Annotated in this window: 13 protein-coding genes; 1 reads left to right on the forward strand and 12 read right to left on the reverse strand. The window is 67.6% G+C overall.

The window, feature by feature from the left end; all coding sequences use genetic code 11:
• The 11 genes from AOZ53_RS15095 to metE form a co-directional block, all read right to left on the reverse strand.
• The coding region (locus tag AOZ53_RS15095; protein ID WP_197286491.1) for a uroporphyrinogen-III C-methyltransferase at positions 1–604 on the reverse strand (604 nt) is incomplete at its 3' end.
• Positions 605–641: 37 nt separating this feature from the next.
• Complete coding sequence (locus AOZ53_RS15100) at positions 642–1,454, reverse strand: uroporphyrinogen-III synthase (RefSeq protein ID WP_054488354.1); 813 nt, start codon at positions 1,452–1,454, stop codon at positions 642–644.
• Positions 1,454–2,401: a hydroxymethylbilane synthase gene (hemC, locus tag AOZ53_RS15105; RefSeq protein ID WP_054433339.1), complete on the reverse strand. Its 948-nt coding sequence runs from the start codon at positions 2,399–2,401 to the stop codon at positions 1,454–1,456. Before hemC ends, AOZ53_RS15100 begins: the two co-directional genes overlap by 1 nt.
• 6 nt (positions 2,402–2,407) lie before the next feature.
• Positions 2,408–2,533 (reverse strand): hypothetical protein, encoded by a 126-nt coding sequence (locus AOZ53_RS35170; protein WP_006393755.1) that lies wholly within the window; start codon positions 2,531–2,533, stop codon positions 2,408–2,410.
• A complete protein-coding gene (locus AOZ53_RS15110; RefSeq protein ID WP_054433340.1) occupies positions 2,520–3,239 on the reverse strand; it encodes a TerC family protein in 720 nt (239 codons plus the stop codon). Before AOZ53_RS15110 ends, AOZ53_RS35170 begins: the two co-directional genes overlap by 14 nt.
• 115 nt (positions 3,240–3,354) lie before the next feature.
• Positions 3,355–4,053 carry a TerC family protein gene (locus AOZ53_RS15115; protein ID WP_054433341.1) on the reverse strand — a complete coding sequence of 233 codons (699 nt, stop codon included), beginning with the start codon at positions 4,051–4,053 and terminating at the stop codon, positions 3,355–3,357.
• Positions 4,054–4,300: 247 nt separating this feature from the next.
• The gene (gene sucD, locus AOZ53_RS15120) at positions 4,301–5,182 is read right to left on the reverse strand and encodes a succinate--CoA ligase subunit alpha (RefSeq protein ID WP_013392545.1); all 882 of its coding nucleotides are present in this window, start codon (positions 5,180–5,182) and stop codon (positions 4,301–4,303) included.
• 103 nt (positions 5,183–5,285) lie between these two features.
• Positions 5,286–6,446: an ADP-forming succinate--CoA ligase subunit beta gene (sucC, locus tag AOZ53_RS15125; RefSeq protein WP_054433342.1), complete on the reverse strand. Its 1,161-nt coding sequence runs from the start codon at positions 6,444–6,446 to the stop codon at positions 5,286–5,288.
• A gap of 10 nt (positions 6,447–6,456) precedes the next feature.
• Positions 6,457–7,059 (reverse strand): DUF2889 domain-containing protein, encoded by a 603-nt coding sequence (locus AOZ53_RS15130; protein WP_035360118.1) that lies wholly within the window; start codon positions 7,057–7,059, stop codon positions 6,457–6,459.
• A 142-nt stretch (positions 7,060–7,201) separates the two neighbouring features.
• Positions 7,202–11,173 carry a Pls/PosA family non-ribosomal peptide synthetase gene (locus AOZ53_RS15135; protein ID WP_054488356.1) on the reverse strand — a complete coding sequence of 1,324 codons (3,972 nt, stop codon included), beginning with the start codon at positions 11,171–11,173 and terminating at the stop codon, positions 7,202–7,204.
• A 229-nt stretch (positions 11,174–11,402) separates the two neighbouring features.
• Complete coding sequence (metE, locus tag AOZ53_RS15140) at positions 11,403–13,700, reverse strand: 5-methyltetrahydropteroyltriglutamate--homocysteine S-methyltransferase (RefSeq protein WP_054488358.1); 2,298 nt, start codon at positions 13,698–13,700, stop codon at positions 11,403–11,405.
• A gap of 184 nt (positions 13,701–13,884) precedes the next feature.
• Between metE and AOZ53_RS15145 the strand changes: the two genes are divergently transcribed.
• The gene (locus AOZ53_RS15145; protein ID WP_054488360.1) at positions 13,885–14,802 is read left to right on the forward strand and encodes a LysR family transcriptional regulator; all 918 of its coding nucleotides are present in this window, start codon (positions 13,885–13,887) and stop codon (positions 14,800–14,802) included.
• A gap of 47 nt (positions 14,803–14,849) precedes the next feature.
• Here AOZ53_RS15145 and recX read toward each other — a convergent pair.
• Positions 14,850–15,274: recombination regulator RecX (gene recX / locus AOZ53_RS15150; RefSeq protein WP_082385644.1), on the reverse strand; the 425-nt coding region annotated here is incomplete at its 5' end.

Below are 15,274 nucleotides of genomic sequence, written 5' to 3' on the forward strand. Positions count from 1 at the left end.
CGGTGGACACGGCGCGCAGACGGTCCAGGTCGCCGTTGATGGCCTGTTGCAGGCTGGAGAAACGCGGCCGGTCGGCCCGCGCCAGGCGCGATTGCGCGGTTTCCAGCGCGACGATGGCGTTGGAGACGTTGCCGGCCAGGCGCAGCTGCTGGCTGCCGATGGTGAGCAGGCGCTCGACGTCGTTGGCCAGCAGCTCGTCGCTGGCGCTGTCGTTGAAGTTCTGCCAAGCCTGTTGCAGCGCGTTGTACTGGCTCTGGGTCTCGCGCACGCTGTCTTCGAGGTCACCCAGGCGGCCGGCCTGGGCTTGCGCCAGGGCCAGGGCTTCGCGGGTGTCCTTGCGCGCCTGCGCCACGTCGGCGGCCAGCGTGTCCAGTCGGGAGGCGACCTCGCGGCCGGCGGCGACGAACTGCGTGCGTTGCTGCCACAGGGCATAGCCCAGCCCGACGGCGAGCAGGATGACGATGATGAGGGCGGTGACCAGGGGGCCACTGCCGCGCTTGGCCGGACGGGCCTTGACGGAATCGGCCGGGGCCGATGCGGGCGCGCTGGCGCCCGGGGCGGCCGGGTGAACGGCCGGATCGGTAGCGGGAGTCTTGTCTGTCATGACGCGATTGTATTCGGTGTCAGTCCGAAGCAACGAATCAAGCAGCAACAAAAGCCTGGAAAATCGACTCGTCGTTGGGCAGGCAGATTTTTACCTTTGCTTGCGAACCCGGCCCGGATGCCGGCGACGGCACGCGCCGGGCCAGCGACGGATGGGTCAGGACAAAGCCGCAACCGTCCCACCAGGCGGCCAGCCCGGCCGCCCGCAACTGGTCGCGCACCGCGTCCGCGCCCTCGCCGCTGGTGATGAGCCAGGTGGCCGCCACGCCCTGCGCGGCCCAGCGCCGCAGGGGCACAAGCTCGGATTCGTCCCATTGTGCCGGCTCGCGCCGGTAAGCCGCGTGACGTGTCACGGCGACGCCATGTGACTGCAATTGTTCACTGAGCCAGTCGCGGCCCTGCGTGCCCCGCACCAGCAGCACGCGCGACGGCAGCCGCGGCAGGCCGCAAAGCACCTCCCAGAGCGCCTCGGAATCATGGCTGGCGGCCTGCTCGCCAGGGTGCAGGACTGTTGTATTCGCGCCAAAACACGGCAACCCGGCCACCCCCGCCGCACTGGCCGGCCCGACCGTGGCGACGGCCGTGCCCGCGGGCCAGGCCGCCGGGCCATCGGCCCGCGCCAGTTGATCCAGGTACTGCCGGGCGGCGTTGCCGCTGACGAACACCACCATGTCGTAGTTCGCCGGCCGCGGCAGGTCCGCGGCGGCGACAGGCAAGGGGTGGATATCGAGCGCGGGCAGGATGCAGGGCGTCCAGCCGGCGGCGCGCAGGCGGTCGGCCAGCGCCTCATTGCGGCCGGCGGGCCGTGTCAACACGGCCACGCGCGGCGCTTGGGCGGCGGCCCCGTCCATCAGTCCTCGGGGGACGCGTCTTGCAGCAGCTCGTCGAGAATGGCCTGGGCGCCGGCATCGAACAGCTCGGCGGCGACCGCCTCGCCGATGGCCTGCGCCTGGTCCACCGGACCGCTGCGTTCGGCGCGCAGCGTGCGCGTGCCGTCGGGCGACGCCACCAGCGCGCGCAGCGTCAGCGTGCCGTCGTCGATTTCGGCGTAGGCCGCCAGCGGCACCTGACAGGAGCCGCCCAGCCGGCGCGACACGGCGCGTTCGGCCAGCGAGATCGAGGTGGCGGTGGCGTCGTTCAGCGGCGCCAGCCAGGCGCGCATGTCGTCGCGGTCATCGCGGATCTCGATGGTCAGCGCGCCCTGCCCGGCCGCCGGCAGGCAATCGGCCGGATCGAGCAGGCAGCGGATGCGGTCGGCCAGGCCCAGCCGGTTCAGGCCGGCGGCGGCCAGCACGATGGCGTCGTATTCGCCGCGGTCGAGCTTGCCCAGGCGGGTGTCGAGGTTGCCGCGCAGCGGCTTGACCACCAGTTGCGGGAAACGCGCGCGGATCTGCGATTCGCGCCGCAGGCTGGACGTGCCGACGACGGCGCCGGCCGGCAGGTCGGCCAGCGTGTCGTAGCGGTTGGAGACGAAGGCGTCGCGCGGATCGGCGCGATCGAGCACGGCGCACAGCTCGAACGGCGCCTGCAGATCGACCGGCATGTCCTTCAGGCAATGCACGGCCAGATCGGCGCGGCCGTCGAGCAACGCGGTTTCGAGTTCCTTGACGAAGAGCCCCTTGCCGCCCACCTTGGAAAGCGTGCGGTCGAGGATCTGGTCGCCTCGGGTCGTCAGGGTGAGCAGTTCAACCGCGCACGCCGGGTACAGCGTGCGCAGCCGATCGCGCACATGCTCGGCTTGCCACAGGGCAAGCCGGCTGGCGCGGGTCGCGATGACCAAGCGTTGCGGCAGAGACACGAGGCGTCATCGAACGAAGTGGGAGACGATGACCGTCGCCACAACGCCGAGGATGGCAAGCACGAACAGGCCCTGCAGGAGGCTCAGGCCTGATTCGGTTTGCTGGGGATCGGCGGATCTACGCAGACTCATGTACGGATTCCTTGGAGGCGGTTTTGCGGCTTGCCAGCCACCGTCCAAGGACAACAACGAGCAAGGCGCCGAAAATTTCTACGCCGATTTTAACCGCAGTGGGCTGGACGCCGAATTGACCTTCGACAAACACGTCCGTAATCAGCATGCCGCCCGCGATCCAGCCCAGCAGCGCCGCGCCGAAAGTCACCACCAGCGGATAGCGGTCGATCAGCTTCAGGACCAGCGTGCTGCCCCAGATGATGATGGGCACGCTCACGACCAGGCCGAAGACCACCAGGCCGATCTGGTGGTCGGCGTGGGCGTTCTGGGCGGCGCCGGCGATGGCGATGACGTTGTCCAGGCTCATCACGAAGTCGGCGATGATGATGGTCTTGATGGCGGCCACGATGGATGTGCCGCCCTTCACGTTGCCGTGGGCGTCATCCTCGGGCACCAGCAGCTTGACGCCGATCCAGACCAGCAGCAGGCCGCCCACCACCTTCAGGAACGGAATCGACAGCAGGGTCAGCGCGAAGGCGATCAGGACCACGCGCAGCAGGATGGCGCCGGCGGTGCCCCACAGGATGCCCTGCATGCGTTGCTTGGGCTCCAGGTTGCGACAAGCCAGCGCGATCACCACCGCGTTGTCGCCGCCGAGCAGGATGTCGATGAGGATGATCTGGAATACCGCTGCCCAACTCAGCGTCTGGAAAAACTCAAGCAATTTGAACCCCCGAAGGCATTTATCAAAATATAAAGGCCGGCCCCGTGCCGGCCAACCCGCCGCCGCGACGAGCGCGGCGGCGGGCTTGGAACAACTTATTATTGTAGTTCAGCTTTCAGTCAGCTTTCTGGCGCAGCAGCAAAACTTTGCCGATGGCCAGGACCAGCACCGCACCCAGCGCGCCGCACATGAGCGCGAAGCTGTGTTGCGTCATACCCAATGCCGCGTCGATGCGCGCCACCGGTTCCTGCAGGGCCGGATCGCCCACCAGCAATTCGCCGGCGATGAAACCCAGCAGCGCCGCGCCCACCCAGACGATGAGGGGGAAGCGCTCGATGACCTTGAGCAGCAGCGTGCTGCCGAAAATCACCAACGGAATGCTGATCGCCAGACCCAGCACCAGCAGGGTCGTGTCGCCCATCGCCGCGGCGGCCACGGCCACCACGTTGTCCAGGCTCATGACCAGGTCGGCGATCATGATCGTGCGGATCGCGGTCAGCAGATTGCCATGATTCTTGCCGTCGCCCTCTTCCTCGCCTTCCGGCAGCAACAGGGTCACGCCGATGTAGACCAGCAGCAATGCGCCGATGAGCTTGAGCCACGGCAGCATCAGCAGCTTGGCGGCCACCAGCGTCAGCACGATACGCATGATGATCGCGGCGGCCGAGCCGACCACGATCGCTTTCTTTTGTTGCGCCGGCGGCAGCGAACGCGCTGCCAGCGCAATGACCACGGCGTTATCGCCCGACAGCAGAATGTTGACCCAAATGATCTGGAGCAACGCTAACCAGAATGCCGCTGAACTGAGTTCCATACCTCTCTTTCCTAGGACGTGATCCCCCTAGGACAAACCAAATGAATGGGTGAAAAAGACAAAAAGACGTACTGACCGTCTTGGTGCGAGCCCGACGGCATTCTTGCTGGGTACGTGCAGAATTTCTTTCATTATAGTTTCGTTCAGCTTTCCGTATGTTTCACCGGCCGCATCATGGACACGGGGTTTCCCTAGGAAAGAACGAAAAAAAGGCCCGCCGAAGCGGGCCTTCTTCATGCAACCAATCTTACAGCACCGACTTGAGCAGCTTGCCCATTTCGGAGGGGTTGCGCGTCGTGCGGATGCCGCAGGCTTCCATGACTTCCAGCTTGGCGTCGGCCGTGTCGGCGCCGCCGGAGATCAGCGCGCCGGCGTGGCCCATGCGCTTTCCGGGAGGGGCGGTGACACCGGCGATGAAGCCGACGACCGGCTTCTTCATGTTGTCCTTGGCCCACTCGGCGGCGTTGACTTCGTCCGGACCGCCGATTTCGCCGATCATGATGACGGCGTCGGTGTCGGGATCGTCATTGAACATCTTCAGGACGTCGACGTGCTTGAGGCCGTTGATGGGATCGCCACCGATGCCGACGGCGCTGGATTGACCCAGGCCCAGCTCGGTGACTTGCGCCACGGCTTCGTACGTCAGGGTGCCCGAACGGCTGACGATGCCGATGCGGCCCTTGCGGTGGATGTGACCGGGCATGATGCCGATCTTGATTTCGTCCGGGGTGATCAGGCCGGGGCAGTTCGGGCCCAGCAGCAGGGTCTTGCTGCCCTTGGCCTTCATGCGGTTCTTGACTTCCAGCATGTCACGGACCGGGATGCCTTCGGTGATGCAGATCACCAGATCCAGTTCGGCCTCGACGGCCTCCCAGATGGCGGCGGCGGCGCCGGCGGGCGGCACGTAGATGACGGACACGGTGGCGCCGGTGTCGGCCTTGGCGTCCTTGACCGACGCGAAGATCGGCACGCCTTCGAAGTCCTCACCGGCCTTCTTGGGGTTCACGCCGGCCACGAAGGCCGCCTTGCCGTTGGCGTACTCGCGGCACATGCGGGTGTGGAACTGACCGGTCTTGCCCGTGATGCCCTGGGTGATGACCTTGGTGTCCTTGTTGATCAGAATCGACATTTGTGAATCCTTGGATTTTCTTTGTACCGCCGGGCCGTCCCTAGGTGCAAAGCGCCCCCTTGGGGGGCAGCAAGCCACGAAGGGGCGCGGCGTGGGGGCATAGTTACTTGACGGCGGCTACGACGCGGGTGGCGGCTTCGGCCATCGTGTCGGCGCTGATGATCGGCAGGCCCGACTCGGCCAGCATCTTCTTGCCGAGTTCTTCGTTGGTGCCCTTCATGCGGACGACCAGCGGCACGTTCAGGTTGACGGCCTTGCAAGCGGCGATCACGCCTTCGGCGATGACGTCGCAGCGCATGATGCCGCCGAAGATGTTGACCAGGATGGCCTTCACGCTCTTGTTCTTGAGCATGATCTTGAAGGCTTCCGTGACCTTCTCGGCCGTGGCGCCGCCGCCGACGTCCAGGAAGTTGGCCGGCTCGCCGCCGAACAGCTTGATGGTGTCCATGGTGGCCATGGCCAGACCGGCGCCGTTCACCAGGCAGCCGATGTTGCCGTCGAGCTGGATGTAGGCCAGGTCGAACTTCGAGGCTTCGATTTCAGCCGGATCTTCTTCGTCCAGGTCGCGGTAGGCGACGATTTCCGGGTGACGGAACAGGGCGTTGGAGTCGAAGTTGAACTTGGCGTCCAGGGCGATGATGTTGCCCTTGCTGTCGCGGTTCAGGGGGTTGATTTCAACCAGCGAGGCGTCGGTTTCCATGTAGCACTGGTAGAGCTTCTGGAACACGTCCACGGCCTGGGCGGTCGAGTCGGCGGGCAGGCCGATCGCGTTGGCGATCTTGGTGGCTTGCTCGGCGGACAGGCCGGTCAGCGGGTCGATGTATTCGGTGATGATCTTCTCGGGGGTGGAGTGGGCCACTTCCTCGATGTCCATGCCGCCTTCGCTGGAGGCGATGAAGGCGACCTTCTGGGTGGCGCGGTCAGTGACCAGCGACACGTAGTATTCCTTCTGGATGTCGGCGCCGTCTTCGATGTACAGGCGACGGACCTTCTGGCCTTCCGGGCCGGTCTGGTGCGTGATCAGCTGCATGCCCAGGATTTCCGAGGCGAGCTTGCGCACGTCGTCCAGCGAGCGCGCCAGCTTCACGCCGCCGCCCTTGCCGCGGCCGCCCGCGTGGATCTGTGCCTTGACGACCCAAACCGGTCCACCCAGCTTTTCAGCGGCAGCCACGGCCTCGTCGACGGAAAGAGCGGGAATCCCGCGCGGCACCGGGATGCCAAATTGCTTCAGCAGTTCCTTGCCTTGATACTCGTGGATTTTCATGTGTTACCTGTCAGGACGTATGAGAAAGAGAAGGTGAATCGGAGGTCGAATCGGCCGATGCCTCAGCGCTGCCCCCGGTGTACCACTTGGGATAGTGCTCAGCCACCACCGGGCCGTCGGTGCTCAAGGCATGACAGCCGTCCAGTTGGAATGGACGCCGGTTCGGGTTGCTTTCCTGCCGCCGGCGGTTGGCCATGGTCTGCACCGCCGCGGTGGGAAGCACCTGCGACAGCTCGGTCATGTGCGTACAGCCCTCGACATGGCCGAAGCGCTCCTTGACCTGGCGGCGGAACCCCTTGAGCAGGTTCATGCCGATCAGGTCAGCGTAGGCGGATTCGATGGCCATGCAGTGCTCGCCGTAGGGAGCGGCATCATAGACGGCCTGCGCCGCCACGATGGTGAAATCGCCATCGATGGTGATGCGCAGGTGCATATGGTGGATGGGTTGCCCCGCCTTGAACATCTCGCCGTCGCGCTTGGGAAAATCGTACGCCTTGACGTCGATGAGCTCGGCTTCCAGGTCCCACTTGCCGTCATCGCGCGCATACGACTGCACGCGTATGGAACGCGTGTGCAGCGGCTGGCGAGGACAATCCGGCGGTGGCAAGGGCATGCTTGGGGCCTGCGGGGCGAAGACGGCCGGCGCATGGTGCGCGGCAACAAAACCTTCAAAGTATAGCGCAGCCCGCCCTGCCCCGACCGTCAAAATGCGCGCCGCGAACGCCCGCCGCCCGGGCGGATCGCACCGCGCCGCCTCAGCCTTGTGTCCACGGAGTGGCCGGACTGCCCATCCAGGCCTGGCCCGCCGGGATGCTTTCGCCCTTGAGCACCAGGGTCAGCGGCCCCAGGCGAGCGCCGTCCTCGACCCGGGTGTCGTACAGGATGGTGCTGCGCGGCCCGACATTGACGCCGTTGCCGATGCGGACCTGCCCGATCTTCATGACGCGGTCCTCGAACAGGTGCGTCTGCGGCCCCGACCAGGCGTGCAGCACCGCATCGTCCCCAATTGATACACAGTCGTACTCGGTGATGTCGGTGGTGTCCATGAACACCCGCTTGCCGATGCGCGCGCCCATGCAGCGCAGGGCCAGCGGCAGCCAGGGCGTGGCACGCAGGAAGTTGAAGAAGTTCGGCACCGCGATCGACTCGTACAGGCTGGTCACGGCCTCGCTCTTCCACACGAACGGCGTCCACATCGGCTCGGCGTGCGGCCGGTAGCGGCCGATCAGCAGCCACTTGAGCGCCACCAGGAACAGGAAGGTGCCGACGCCGTACAGCACGCCGGCCAGCATCAGTTCGTCGAACGCCGCCACGAAACCGTCGCGCACCGCGATCGGGATGACCTTCATGACCGTCAGGTAGCCCACCGCGATCACCACCGCCAGCGGCAGGATCATGCGCATCAACTCGACCGCGCCGCGCGCCACCTTGCGGCCCAGGCTGGGACGGAAGGTCAGGTGGTCGGGGAAGCCCGCCGCCTGCTCGCGCGCCGGCAGCGCCAGCGGCGGATTGCCGAGCCAGGTCTGGCCGCTGGCCATGCGGGCGTTGGCCGGCGCCCGGCTCTGCACCCCGATCAGCACGTCGTCGGGCAGGACCGAGCCATCCGGCACGTAGGCGCCGTTGCCGACAAAACTGCGGTTGCCGATGACGGTGGGCCGCATGGTCATCCAGCCGCGGTCGATTTCTTCGTCGCCCAGCATCACGCCGTCGGCGATGAAGCTGTCGCGGCCCAGCGTCAGCATGTCGGGCACGATGCCCATCGCGGTCGAGATCTCGGTGCCGGGCCCGACCTTGGCGCCCAGCAGCCGGTACCAGGTGCCGGCATAGATGGAGGCATACAGGCCGTGCAGCACGCTCAGGCTGGACTCCTGGATCTGGTTGGTGAGCCAGCGCCGCAGGTAGATCTGGCCATAGACCGGCCAGCGTCCGCCGCTCAAGCGCGGCAGCAACGCCCAGCGCAGCATGGCCGAGACCAGCACGGTCAGGAACAGCAGCAAGGCGCTGGCCGGCAGGGCCAGCAGCAGATAGGCCAGGAACGCATTCGGCCACCAGACGCGCGAGCCCATCAGGTCCAGCCAGCGCGCGTCGATCCAGTCGATCAGCACGAAGCTGGGGAACACCGGCATGAAGAACAGCGCCGCGATCAGCGTGCCGCCGGCGGCGTAGGCCAGCATGTCCAGCCGCGCCCAGCGCCCTTCGCGCACCGGCCGCTCGGGCAGTTCGGGGGCGCGCGCCTGCGGATCGTGCCGCGCCGGCGCGCCGCTCCAGATCTGGCCGGCGGGGATGCGCGAGCCGGTCGCCAGCGACGACAGGCCGTCGAGCCGGCCCTCGTCCTCGATGGTCACGTCGCCCTGCACCACCGCATACGAACCGACGTAGGCGTTCCGGCCCAGCGTGATGGGCGCCACGACCCAGTGCGCGCCGTGCACCTCGAAGTTCTCCAGGTTCACCGCCGCGCCGACGCTGGCGCCATCGCCCACCGTCAGCAGGTCCGGGGCCCGCACCGAAATGCGGCTGATGGCGGTGTCGCGGCCGATGCGCGCGCCCAGCGCGCGCAGGTACCAGGCCTGCAGCGGCGAACCCGCCAGCAGGTGCGCGGGCGGAATGTCGAGGATGCGGTCGACCAGCCACCAGCGGTAGAAGGTCCAGCCGTAGAGCGCATAGCGGCCCGCCTTGAGACGGCCCAGGATGCCCCACTTGCAGACCACCGCCACGCCGAAGCTGAGCAGGTTGCAGGCCAGGTAGCTGGCGATCGACAGCGCCACCGCGCGCCACACCGAATCGCCCTCGTCGCCGGTGAAGTAGTGGTAGGTGAAGAACGGCGTCAGCCAGATCAGCATGCGCACGCCGATCAGGAGCGGCAGCACCGCCAGCTGCGCCAGGCCGCAGGCCCAGCGGCGCCATTCCGGCGCGCGCTCGATCGGCGCCTGCTGGACCGGCGCCGCCGCGGCCGCCGATTCGGCCGCCAGCGCGTCGAGCCGCGCCGCCAGCGCGCCCAGCACGGAATGCTGGTAGAGCTCGTGCATGGTCAGCGCGGAAAACTGCGGATGCTTGCGCAGCGACGACACCAGCCGGGCCGCCAGCAGCGAATGGCCGCCCAGGTCGCGGAAGAAATCGCTGGCCAGCCGCAGCGGCTGGCCCGGGAACAGCGGCCGCAGGGCCTCGAACAAGGCGTGCTCGGCCGGCGAGACCGGCGCGTCGTCTTCGCCGCTGGGCTCGGATGCGGTGGCCAGCTCACGCGCCTTCAGCGCCTTGCGGTCGATCTTGCCCGAGGTCAGGCGCGGCACTTCGGCCACCAGTTCGAAGCGGGCCGGAATCATGTAGGCGGGCAACTCCGCGGCCAGCGCGGCGCGCAGCGCGTGCGGGTGGAGCCGCGCGTCGCCCTCCGGCGTCAGGAACGCCACCAGCTGGTCGATGCCCGCCAGGTCGCGCAGCACCACGGCGGCGGCGCCGACGCCGGCCTGCCGATACAGCGCGGCCTCGATCTCGCCCAGTTCGACGCGAAAGCCGCGCACCTTGACCTGGTCGTCGCTGCGGCCCAGGCACTGGATCTGGCCGTTCTCGTCGATGCGCGCCAGGTCGCCGCTGCGGTACATGCGGGTGTCATGGTCGCCGCTGGGACGCGGATTGGCCAGGAACTTCTCGGCCGTCAGTTCGGGACGCCCCAGGTAGCCGCCGGCGACGCCGGGGCCGGTGATACAGAGCTCGCCGGTCTGCCCCTGCGGCAGCACCGCGCCATCGTCGCCGCGGATCAGCATGCCGTAGTTGGGCAGCGGCGTGCCGATGGTGACGGGCTGGCCGGGCAGCAGTTCGGCCAGGCTGGCCGACACCGTGGTCTCGGTCGGGCCGTACGTGTTGAACAGGCGGCGGCCAGGCGTGGCCCAGCGCTGCACCAGGAATTCCGGGCACATCTCGCCGCCCAGGTTGACGATGCGCAGACCCGGCACGTCGCGTGCGAACAGCGCCAGCAGCGTCGGCACCGCGTGCAGCACGGTCACGCCCTCGCGCACCAGCGCGTCGGGCAATGCCTCGGGATCGGTGGTCAGCATCTTGGGCGCCACCCACAACGTGGCGCCGACCAGGTAGCTGATCCAGATTTCCTCGAACGACATGTCGAAGGCCACCGAGAAGCCCTGGTAGACCTTGTCGCCATGGCGCACGCCCAGCACTTCGTTCTCGCTGCGCAGGAAATGGCAGATGCTGGCCTGGCTGATCGGCACGCCCTTGGGCTTGCCGGTGGAGCCGGAGGTATAGATCACGTAGGCCGGGTGCTCGGGCAGCAGGCCGTCGCGCCGACGCAGCGGCGCATCGACCGCCACCGACAGTTCCCAGGTGGTCCAGGTGATCATGCCATCCAGGCGCACGTCCCCGCCCGCGACCAGGCCGCGCGCGCCCGCGTCCTGCAGGCACACCAGCATGCGGTCGGGCGGCGTGTCGGATTCGAACGGCAGCCAGGCCGCGCCCGCCTTGGCGATGGCGGCCTGCATGACGAGCAGGTCGTCGCCGCGCGGCAGGCACAGGCCGACGATATCGCCCGGCCGCACGCCGGCCTCGATCAGGTGGTGCGCGGCCAGGTCGGCGCGTCGCCCGAGCGTCTCGTAGGTGAGGGTTTGATCCAGCCAATGAATGGCCGCGGCGGTGGGATACCGCAGGATCGTGGCTTCCAGAATATCGGGCAGCGTTTCCGCGGCAAGCAGATCCGGCCGATAGGGGCCTTGGAGAATCATAGGTACGGCGACAATCCAGCAGAAAGGATGTTGTGCCTATTGACCCACAAGGCGCGATTTCGTTCAAGCGCCAATGAAAAAAACCCCTGTGCCGTGCGTCCCGCGCACAACACAGGGGTTCCGGGTTGCCGGACCCGGAAGGCCGGCCCGGACGCCTCCGGGCCGCGGCCCGACCGGCCGCCGCCGATCAGGGACCGCCGATCAGGGACCGCCGATAAGGGACCGCCGATCAGGCGGCGTCGCGCAGGGCGCGGGCGGCTTGCACCATGCCGATCAGCGCGGCTTCGGTCTCGGGCCAGGCACGCGTCTTCAGGCCGCAATCCGGGTTGACCCACAACCGCTCCTTCGGCAGGCGGGCGGCGGCTTTCTGCATCAGGCCGACCATCCAGTCCACGTCGGGCACGTTGGGCGAGTGGATGTCGTAGACGCCCGGGCCGATGTCGTTCGGGTAGCGGAAGTCCTCGAACGCCTTGAGCAGTTCCATGTTGGAGCGCGACGTCTCGATCGTGATCACGTCCGCGTCCATGGCGGCGATCGATTCGATGATGTCGTTGAACTCCGAATAGCACATGTGCGTGTGGATCTGCGTCTCGTCGCGCACACCGGCGGTCGACAGGCGGAAGCAGTCCACCGCCCAGTCCAGGTACGCCTGCCAGTCGGCGCGGCGCAGCGGCAGGCCTTCGCGGATGGCCGGCTCGTCGATCTGGATGACGCTGATGCCGGCGGCTTCCAGGTCCACCACTTCGTCGCGCAACGCCAGCGCCAGCTGGCGGCAGGTCTGTTCGCGCGGCTGGTCGTCGCGCACGAACGACCACTGCAGGATGGTGACCGGACCGGTCAGCATGCCCTTGACTGGCTTGTCGGTCAGCGACTGGGCGTACGAGGACCAGCCCACCGTCATCGGCGCGGGGCGGGCCACGTCGCCGAAAATGATCGGCGGCTTGACGCAACGCGAGCCGTAGCTCTGCACCCAGCCATTCCTGGTGAAGGCGAAGCCGGCCAGCAGCTCGCCGAAGTACTCCACCATGTCGTTGCGCTCGGGTTCGCCGTGCACCAGGACGTCCAGGCCGACCTTCTCCTGGAAGCGGATCACTTCCTCGATTTCCTTGCGGATGGCGGTCTCATAGCCCGAATCCGTCAGCGCGCCCGACTTCCAGTCGCGGCGCAGCGCGCGGATCTCGGCGGTCTGCGGGAACGAACCGATGGTGGTGGTCGGATAGGCCGGCAGGCCCAGCTCTTCCTGCTGGCGGGCGATGCGGCCGGCGAACGGCGCGCGGTCACGCGACACGCTGACCGACGCGGCCATGCGCTGCGCCACGGCGGGGTTGTGGATGCGGGTCGAGGCGCGGCGCGCGGCCAGGGCGGCGCGCTGCCTGGCCAGGCCTTCCTGCACGCCGGCATCGGCGCCGCCGTCCAGCGCGCGGCCCAGCAGACTCAACTCTTCCAGCTTCTGCGCGGCGAACGACAGCCAGCTCTTGAGCTCGGCGTCCAGTTCGGTTTCGTTGGCCAGGTCCACCGGCACGTGCAGCAACGAGCACGACGGGGCCAGCCACAGGCGGTCGCCCAGTTGCTGCCGGACCGGCGCCAACGTGGCGATGGCGGCATCCAGGTCGGTGCGCCAGATGTTGCGGCCATTGATCACGCCTGCGGACAGCACCTTGTCGGCGCCCAGGCCGGCCAGCACCTCGGCCAGTTGCCCGGGGGCGCGGACCAGGTCCACGTGCAGGCCGGCCACCGGCAGGCCCAGCGCCGTGCCCAGGTTGTCCTTGAGGCCGTCGAAGTAGGTGGCGATCAGCAGCTTGACCGGGCTGGCCGACAGCGTGGCATACACCTGCTTGAAGGCGTCGCGCCAGGCCTGCGGCAGGTCCAGCACCAGGATCGGCTCGTCGATCTGCACCCATTCCACGCCCAGCTTGGCGAAGCGCGCCAGCACTTCTTCATAGACGGGCACCAGGTTGGCCAGCAGTTGCAGCTTGGCCGCGTCGGCCGCGCCGTCGGCGAAGGCGTCGCCCTTGCCCTGGAACAGCCAGGTCAGCGGACCCGGGATTACCGGCTTGACCGCATGGCCCAGCGCCTGCGCTTCGCGGATCTGCTCGAACAGCGACTCGCGAGCGATGCGGAAGGTCTGGCCCGGCACCAGTTCCGGCACGATGTAGTGATAGTTGGTGTCGAACCACTTGGTCATTTCGCAGGCGGCGGCGGGATTGCCCGACGGCGCGCGGCCGCGGCCCATGCGGAACAGCGTGTCCAGCGAAACCGGCTCATTGTCCTTCTGGCCGAACCGCGCGGGCACGGCGCCCAGCAGCGTGGTCCATTCCAGGATCTGGTCGTACCAGGCGAAATCGCCCACGGGCACGAACCTGACGCCAGCGGCGGCCTGCACCTTCCAGTGCTGGGCGCGCAGCTCGCGGCCGGTCTGCTCCAGCGCCTCGCCGGTCTGCTTGCCAGCCCAGTAGGCTTCGACAGCGCGCTTCAGTTCACGCTGGGCACCAATGCGGGGGAACCCCAAATTATGAATCGTAGTCATGGCAATCCCGTCGTTAGACAAAATCTGTTCAAGTGCCACCCATTCTGAGGCCAAAGCAAAATGAATCAAAATCAATGTCTACATCCATAAGATGAGAAAACCTCATACAATATAAGTCCATTCCCTCCGGGGCCGGCAGCCCCGGCCGCTGGATTGCCGTGCCATCCTCACCGTTACCGCTCCAATGCTGGAAATCCGCCATCTCGAAACGCTGACCGCCATCCGTGAAGGCGGCAGCCTGCAGGAAGCCGCCGACCGCCTGCACCTGACCCAGTCAGCCCTGTCCCATCAGCTGCGCGACCTGGAGACCCGGCTGGGCACGCCGCTGCTGAACCGCCGCACCCGCCCCGCTCGCCTGACCACCGCGGGCCTGCGCGTGCTGGCGCTGGCCGACGAAGTGCTGCCGCGCATCCGCGCCACCGAACGGGAACTGCAGCGGCTGGCCGCCGGCCGCACCGGTCGCCTGCACCTGGCCATCGACTGCCATTCCTGCTTCCAGTGGCTGATGCCGGCGCTGGACGCGTTCCGCGCGCAATGGCCGGACGTGGCGCTGGACCTGTCGGCGGCGTTCTCGTTCGCCCCCCTGCCCGCGCTGGTGCGCGGCGACCTGGACCTGGTCATCACGTCCGATCCGCAGCAGCTGGACGCCGTGGAGTACCTGCCGCTGTTCAAGTACGAGCTGGTGCTGGCCGTGTCCGAATCGAATCCGCTCGCCGGCAGCAAGTTCGTCATGCCGGACCAGCTCGCCGACCAGACGCTCATCACCTATCCGGTGGACAAGCAGCGCCTGGACATCTTCACGGCATTCCTGGATCCCGCCGACGTCGAACCGGCCGCGATCCGCAAGGCCGAGCTGACGCCCATCATCGCGCAGCTGGTGGCCAGCAATCGCGGCGTCGCGGCCCTGCCCAACTGGGCCCTGACCGAATACATGAACCAGGGTTGGCTGCGCCTGTGCCGCCTCGGGCCGCAGGGCGTGTGGCGCACCTTGTACGCGACGGTGCGCAGCGAGGACACCGACGCCTCGTACATCGACGAATTCCTGACGCTGACGCGCGACGTCTGCTTCAGGACGCTGAGCGGCATCAAGTCGGCGAAATAAGCGCGGCGGGCGGCGCATGCCGCCGCGCTGCCTGCCAGGCGGGCGGCTCAGTCGTCGTCGCCCGCCCCCAGGATGCGGCGGATGACGTCGTGCGCGAAACCGCGGCTGGCCAGGAAGCGCGCCTGTTTGGCATAGGCGGCGCGATCCTCGGGTTTCGCGCCGAAGCGCTTTTGCCAGACCTCGAGCGCGCGCGTGTATTCGGTGGCGCGCAATTGCTCGCGCAGTTCGGACACCTGGGCGTCGTCCACGCCGTGCTGGCGCAGTTCCTGCACGATGCGCGCCGCTCCCTGGCGCGAGGCGCGGCGATGCACCAGGCTTTGCGCGAAGCGCTCGGTCGACAGCCAGCCTTCCTTTTCCAGCGCGTCCAGCACCCGCTTGACCTCGTCGGGATCTTCGGCGTGGGGCGCGAGTTTGCGCGCCAGTTCATCGCGGGCATGTTCGCGCCGCGACAGATAGCCGACCGCGCGCATCT

The sequence above is a fragment of the Achromobacter sp. 2789STDY5608621 genome (assembly GCF_001299375.1).
In the GTDB taxonomy this organism is placed as follows: domain Bacteria; phylum Pseudomonadota; class Gammaproteobacteria; order Burkholderiales; family Burkholderiaceae_B; genus Achromobacter; species Achromobacter insuavis.